At 36.4% G+C, this 6345-nt stretch carries 3 protein-coding genes and 1 pseudogene; all 4 read right to left on the reverse strand.

Annotated features, from left to right (window positions below; all coding sequences use genetic code 11):
• A partial coding sequence (locus IQ242_RS13705; RefSeq protein ID WP_193960343.1) for an O-linked N-acetylglucosamine transferase, SPINDLY family protein occupies positions 1-2019 on the reverse strand: 2019 nt, incomplete at its 3' end.
• Positions 2020-2031: 12 nt separating this feature from the next.
• The gene (locus tag IQ242_RS13710) at positions 2032-4197 is read right to left on the reverse strand and encodes an O-linked N-acetylglucosamine transferase, SPINDLY family protein (protein ID WP_193960344.1); all 2166 of its coding nucleotides are present in this window, start codon (positions 4195-4197) and stop codon (positions 2032-2034) included.
• A gap of 19 nt (positions 4198-4216) precedes the next feature.
• Positions 4217-5704, reverse strand: coding sequence for an O-linked N-acetylglucosamine transferase, SPINDLY family protein (locus IQ242_RS13715; RefSeq protein ID WP_228020984.1), 1488 nt, complete (start codon positions 5702-5704; stop codon positions 4217-4219).
• A 33-nt stretch (positions 5705-5737) separates the two neighbouring features.
• Positions 5738-6345: pseudogene (locus IQ242_RS13720) on the reverse strand (IS30-like element ISMae39 family transposase); the annotation flags it as partial.

Here is a 6345-nt window from a genome sequence, read left to right on the forward strand (position 1 = left end):
CTTAATTCCCCACTGCACATATTCTTCATCACTCCAAGCTATACCCTGACTAATGCCGGCATTTTTCATAAAAGTATAGCTATTGCGGGCCGCAAATTGTTCACCAACCCTAGTGACTAAAGGAATCCCCATCCAGAGGGTTTCTAGGGTTGTGGTAGCACCATTATAGGGATAGGTATCGAGAACTATATCAGCAATTCCCAGATTAGCGCGATGGGTTTCCTCATTGAAATCATTGGGCAAAAATCTTAATCTATCTTGACTAATTCCCAATTCGTCGGCACTTTTGATAAATAATTCTCGAATGGTTTCTTTGTCGGCAAAACCTTTGATTAAAAGATAGCTATTAGGAACCTGTTGGAGAATCTGCAATTGGAGATAAATCATGTTTAAGGTGCGTTTTAATCCCGATTGCACGGTCAGATAAATAATAGCATCATCGGGAATATTTAAATCAGTTCTTCTCCTGGTGGGAACACCCACTTCAAAACCATCCACGGATAAATAAGAGTTAGGAAGTCGGATGATTTTTTCTGAATAAATTTCTTCAGCATTTTCGGGTAAAACGTAGTTATCGGCAATAAAATAATCAATCGCAGGGATTCCCGACGCATCTAATCCTAACCAAGTTACCTGTATCGGTGCGGGTTTTAATGCCATTACTAGATAAGTTGTATTATTAGTTAAGCTATCAAGATCCACTAAAATATCTAAGTTATCTTGACGAATTTGGGCAGTTATCTGTTCAATTTTTGCGGGCAAGTTATAGCTATAATCTGAGTTATTTATAAACCATTTTTCAGTAATTTCGTCCGCTGCTTGGTTGACACAATAGGTGTAAATTTCAAATTTATCTCGATTATGATAGTGAAATAACCAGCGACTTAACCAACCCACAGAATGACGACGAAGAGTATAGGCAATATAACCAATTTTTATTTTTCTTGCTGGAGATTTTGGAGAATAAACAGGAGCAATATAGTTATAGCGTGTTCTTACATCTGCTTGAAAAATTTCCGCTAGTTTACTTTGTAAATAGCGATTAATTTTCGGATTATCTTGATAGTAGGGAAGACAGCTACTAACTCCTAAAATAGAGTCGATAATAAAGGGACGTGCATTAAATTGTTCGGCATTAATTTGTCGCTCGATTAGTTGTGTTAATTCATCGATAAATTTAGGTAAATTTCCCCAGTCTCCCTTAGCTTGTAAAATACCAATCACTAGAGAAATTCCGAACAGCTTTTCAGTAGTTGTCTGGCAACTTTTATAAAAATTATCGGCAATTTCTAGGGCTTTTTTATAGTCAACAGTGGTGGTTTTATAAAGATTAAACAAACTATTTTGTAGGTATAAATCCTCTGGTAGAAAGCGCAAACAAAGTTCTACTAAATTAATAGCAAATACACTTTGCTTTTGTTGATAAGCATAATTGACAATTGCTGAGATAACCTTGGACGCAATTATTTCTGGATTATTGATATGTAAGGCTGCTAATTCTAAAAAGTGAATGGTATCAGTACAGGTATAGATTAAAACTTTTTCTGTCACTCCCAGCAGTAAATCAAGATTAATTGCTGCTGTAGCTGTATTCTCTAACAGTTCAAATACACACCAATCATGGCACTTTTCCATAGCAAAATTTTGGAATTGTATTTCTAATTCCATAAGATGCAGGAGATTATTTAAAAAACTAGGATTAAGATTTTGTAGCTGCCATCGAATTAGATAACTTGTCTCTAGTCTTTGGGAATTTTCTTGTCTGGTTGCCTCTGCATCTAAGATTTGAGTTAAAGTTTCTATCCACCCCGATAATTCTGATTCGGCTGCTTGACTCAACACCAGTAACCAAGTAGCTTGTGCGTCTTCTTCCCTATCTTGTAAAAGATAGGCTAATCCTAGATAAAAATAATCCTCAATTACTGGAGAATTGTTTTCAATTAATTGTTCATAAAACTGCAATACCACTTGATAATTGTTGTCGTTTAAGTGTGTTTGTATGTCTTGATGCCATTGCATAGTTTTTATCCGCTAAGATTGACAATAAATATTCCACATTTGCCGATAAGCATTTTCTAAATCTCTGGTAAATTGTTTAGCATTCCAGAGGGGAGATGTATGACGAGACTTTCGGAGTTTCCAACGGACTTCTTCTCTTAAATTTTTATCCAATCCTAACTTAATTCCCCACTGCACATATTCTTCATCACTCCAAGCTATACCCTCAGTTATTCCCGCATTCATCATTAAAGTATAACCGTTGCGTGATGACCATTGTTGCCCCACTTTAACCACCAGAGGAATTCCCATCCAGAGGGTTTCTAGAGTGGTTGTACCACCGTTAAAGGGATAGGTGTCCAAAACCACATCAGCGATGGCTAAATTTGCCCTGTAGGTTTCCGTCTGATAGATAGGAAGCATCTTAATTCGATTAGTTTCTACCCCAACTTCTGCGGCAATTTGACAGAATAAATCCCAGAGAGAATTATCATCAGCAACTCCTTGAATCAGGAAATAACTATTGGGTACAGATTTAATGATTTGCATTTGTAAGCGAATCATCGCAGGATTACGCTTAATTGCAGTTTGAGAACTTAGGTAAATAACCGCATCGTTATTAATACCTAAATCTTCTCTTCGCAGGGTAGGAACGGCTATTTCAAAACCATCCACAGCGACAAAAGCATCAGGTAAACGCCAGATTTTTTCTTGATAATATTCTGGGGCATTTTCTGGTAGTACATAAGGATCCGCTAAAAGATAATCTACTGCGGGTAAACCAGAACCATCAAAACCTAACCAGTTAACTTGAATAGGAGCAGGTTTTAAGGCAATAACTTGGACAACCATTGGTCCAGTACCACTATCCAAGTCCACAAGAATATCGATGTTATCTTCTTTAATTTTGCGGTAGGTTGCTAGGGAATCAGCAGTAGCATGATAGATTTTATCTGCGGGATTAGAAAACCATTGTTTCGTTATTTCATCCACAGGTTGATTCACCATATAAAGATGGATATCAAACTGTTCACGATTGTGATAATTAATAGTCCAACGACTCAATAAACCGACGGGATGACGTTTTAAGGTTTGGGCAATGTAACCAATTTTAAGTTTTTTATTGGCATTATCTTCTCTAGGTTTATCAAAACTTTCTTCTTTAAAACCAAGCATTTCTTTGTAAGTTTCTTGAAAAAAACTGCCAATCTGACTTAAAAGCGGTCGATTCTCTTTCGGGTTATCTTCATAGTAAGAAATCGGGTTCATAACTGTTAGTAAATTTTCTCTAACTAAGGGATGTATATCTTGAGGCTTTTCTTTTATAAATTTTTCAATTAATTGTTTGTACTCTTGACAAATACTAGGGATATCATTCCATTTTGAGGCTCGTAAAGAACCATTAAAGAGGAGAGATTGACTAAACATTTTTAAATCAATTGTTTGGCTTTTATCTTTAAATTGGCGTTCTTTGATAAAGTCTATCGCTTTTTGGTAGTTAAGGACAGTGACATAAAACCAAAATAAATTAGCTATTAAGTACAAATTTTCGGGATAAAGGGGAAGAAAAGCTTCCGCTAAGTCAACGGAATAAATAGGTTGATATTTCTCAAAAGCAAAGTGTCGGGTGACAGTGATGACGTGATTAAGTAATTCTGGAGAATTGCCGAGATAGGGTAAACTTAACCGGACTAATTCTATAGTATATTTATGAGCGTAAGGTATGACGGCAATTACTACCCGTTCCAATAATTGAGAGTTAACTGAACCCTGGGTAATTAATTCTAGTATTTGCCATTCTTGCAGTTGTTGAGGATGAAATCTATTTAATTTAATTTCAACGAGGGTTAAATGCAGTAAATTATCGAGATAGCTGGGATTAATTTCCTGTAGATGTTTACGAATTAACCAAGAGATTTCTAGATTTTCTAACTCTAATTGTCGGTTAGCTTCGGTAGTTAAAATATTGCTTAATTCTAGCAGCCATGAATCAGTTTCCTGTTCTTCTCCTTGAGTGAAAACAAATAACCAAGTAGCTTGTGCTTCTTCTTCTTTTGCCTGCAAAAGATAGGATAATCCTAAATACCAATAATAACTAATTTCTAGGGGTTCTCTTTCTATCAGTTCTTCGTAAAACTGACTAACAATATCGTATTGATTGTTTTCTAAAGCGGTTTTAACTTCATTTTGCCAAGACATGATTTAATTCTCTCCTTAATTAACTTTCACAATAGATTTGCCACATTTGACGATAGGCGCTTTCCACATCTTTAGTAAACTGACGTGCATTCCAAAGCGGTGCTGTTTGACGAGAAGCTTGCAATTGCATGGCTATTTTTTTTCTTAATTCCTCATCCATTCCTAATTTTATTCCCCACTGAATATACTCCTCATCACTCCAAGCAATACCCTCGCTAATTCCCGCATAAGTCATAAAAGTATAACTGTTACGACTGGCCCATTGTTGACCAACTTTTGTCACTACAGGAATCCCCATCCAAAGAGCTTCTAGAGTAGTGGTTGCACCACTATAGGGATAGGTATCGAGTACCACATCGGCAATTTGGAGATTAGCGCGATGAATTTCCTCCGTAGCAACTCCTGAGAGAAAGCGCAATCTATTTTCATCGATTCCTTCCTCTTTAGCAATGCTGATAAATAAATCTTTGATAAGCTTTTCACTCCCCGCACCTTTGATTAATAAATAACTGTTAGGTACTGCTTTAATAATCTGCATTTGTAAGCGAATTGTGGCGGGATTTCTTTTTAATCCCACTTGCAAAGTTAAATAAGTAATTGCGTCTGCTGGTATGTTTAAATTCTGTCGGGTTAGCGTTGGTGTTCCGATTTCAAATCCATCCACGGCAAGATAACAGTTAGGTAAGTGCCAAAGCTTCTCTTGATAAAACTCCTGAGCATTTTTTTCTAAAACTAAATTATCAACAAGGAAGTAATCAATAGCAGGTATTCCTGTGGCATCTAATCCTAACCATGTTATTTGAATTGGTGCGGGTTTAAGTGCCATAACTCGACAGGTGGCATCATTAGTTATACTATCTAAATCTACTAAAATATCGATGTTATCTTGATTAATTTTCTCGGCAATAATTTGGTGGTTTGCTGGTAAATTATCATACTTATCCACCTTATTTTTAAACCATTGTTCCGTAATATCATCCTCGACTTGATTGACTAGGTAGAGATGAATATTAAAGTTATCTCGTTGATGATAATGAATTAACCAGCGACTTAAAAACCCGACGGAATGTCGCCGTAAAGTATGGGCAATATAGCCAATATTTAGCTTTTTATTGACATCTTTAGGTTTCTGAGACTCGATAGTAACTTGATTAATTTTTTTTCTAACTGCCTCTTGAAAAAGTTTGGCTAACTGATTAGTTAACCTGCGATTACCTACTAAGTCATCTTTTAAATAAGCTAAGGGAGAAGTTATAGAAATAACCTCAGCTTGATTTCTCATGGGACATTGACACCGCTCTAAATTATTTTGAATTGCTTGATAATATTCTTGGGTTTTATTGTCAATATTTAACCAATTACCTGCTAAAAGTTCCGTATATAGCAGCAGATAAATACCATCCAGTTTTGCAGCTTTATCATTGGATAAATTCTTGATTTTATTAGCAGTTTCTAAGGCAAAATCAAAGTTACCAGTCTCGATATAGTATTGATGAATTTTATGCAAAAGTAGTAAGCGATCGGGTATAATATGGCCAATTCAAGTCTGAATTGCATCACTATCTGATCTACCTTTATAGAATACCTCATTCGGGGTACGATAGTCAAGACATTTTCGAGGACGATTGTTAATCAAGTTTACGGCTCTTTCCACCTCCTCTGGCTTAACGATTTTAAAATTCGTTCCCTTGGGGAAAAATTGTCTTAACAGTCCATTGGTATGCTCGTTTAATCCCCTCTCCCACGAATGATAAGGAGTAGCAAAATAAAAATCTGCTCCTAGTTTCTGACTCAACTCTTGATGTCCACAAAATTCTTTGCCGTTGTCACAAGTAAAGGTTTTTCTTTTGTCAGGGTGAATCTCTTGAAAAAGTTTTTCTGTGACTCTATTGATTTCCGATGCGGTTTTGTTTTTGGCTAATCCTGCCACTAAAAATTTCGAGGCTTTATCTACATGAGTAACGAGAACTCCTAGATGATTGCCTCCAATCATTGTGTCACTTTCCCAATGACCGATTTCAGTTTTCTGGTCAGCAATTACTGGTCGCTCGCTGATATCTACACGCCCTGGAATCCCTCCACGCTTACTTTTTGCTCCGCCTCGACTCTTTCTTTGACAAAGCCCCCGGCGTAAATATTTCTGGTACT

This window comes from Microcystis sp. LEGE 08355 (assembly GCF_015207185.1).
GTDB lineage: Bacteria > Cyanobacteriota > Cyanobacteriia > Cyanobacteriales > Microcystaceae > Microcystis > Microcystis panniformis.

What these genes read in the sequence shown, in the direction of transcription:
- IQ242_RS13710 (WP_193960344.1), bottom strand. Translation starts at nt 4,197, where the DNA reads ATGTCTTGGCAAAATGAAGTTAAAACCGCTTTAGAAAACAATCAATAC.